This window comes from Vibrio sp. 03_296 (genome assembly GCF_002265885.1).
Genome location: NZ_NPKW01001069.1, coordinates 1 through 737, shown reverse-complemented (window position 1 = coordinate 737; position 737 = coordinate 1). Strand labels below are relative to the sequence as shown.

The following is a 737-nucleotide window of genomic DNA, read 5'->3' as shown; positions in this document are numbered from 1 at the left end:
TCCCGATATAACAAGGACTTTTTCCTTTTYYAATTGTTCAATTGCTTGATGTAAGCTGGGGTTCACTCACATAGACTGCCAGTTCTTCGAGAATCTCTTCTTTAGTCGCTTGTGTGTAGGCCTCCAGTCCAGACTGTAAAATTCGCTCTAATCAGCAGAACTTGATACGCCATACTCATATGTTTCTTTTCAATATTGGGAAAATCTCGAAGTGCAGCTTCAATATCCTCCTTACCTATAAGGTCATTGCTATTCAGAATATGTGGGGACAGTACCTGCGTTAATTGAGCAGTTTTATTTGGAGTAAGTGAGTGAGATGTGAAGAACAGATATTGTTTGGTTCTAGTATATCTAACTTTCTTTCTCTTTTCTGCATTTTTTTTAAGCCTGAAAAGGAGGTCTTCGAGTAGTGCTTACACTGCATAATAATGTCACCTTCCGCTGTCGAATGGCGTCCATCAATTCCACCGTCTGGGCCTGGGCCGAATGCAGAGAAGCTGACTCCCATTTTCTGTGATGCAATATCTCTACACAATTCTTCGAAGTCAATAGGTGATAAGTTATCTAAGTTACTCATTCTTAACACTTATTCCATATCGTTGACGACCCACGCCTTGGTGTCAACACGAGCCTACAGACGTAGTTTCCAATCCAATTGAGAGTATCCCTCTTCAATCGTGAAGGTTAACTCATGTCTAAAACCCATTGAATGACTAGTATACTTCATTGAAAAGTAA

The 737-nt window shown here is 40.1% G+C and carries 1 protein-coding gene; it reads right to left on the bottom strand.

Annotation, left to right across the window (positions count from 1 at the left end; genetic code table 11):
• Nucleotides 1–280: 280 nt before the first annotated feature.
• Complete coding sequence (locus CIK04_RS29865; protein ID WP_128824762.1) at nt 281–577, bottom strand: restriction endonuclease; 297 nt, start codon at nt 575–577, stop codon at nt 281–283.
• Nucleotides 578–737 lie beyond the last annotated feature (160 nt).

Coding starts and splice junctions, on each gene's coding strand:
- CIK04_RS29865 (WP_128824762.1), bottom strand. CDS start 577: ATGAGTAACTTAGATAACTTATCACCTATTGACTTCGAAGAATTGTGT.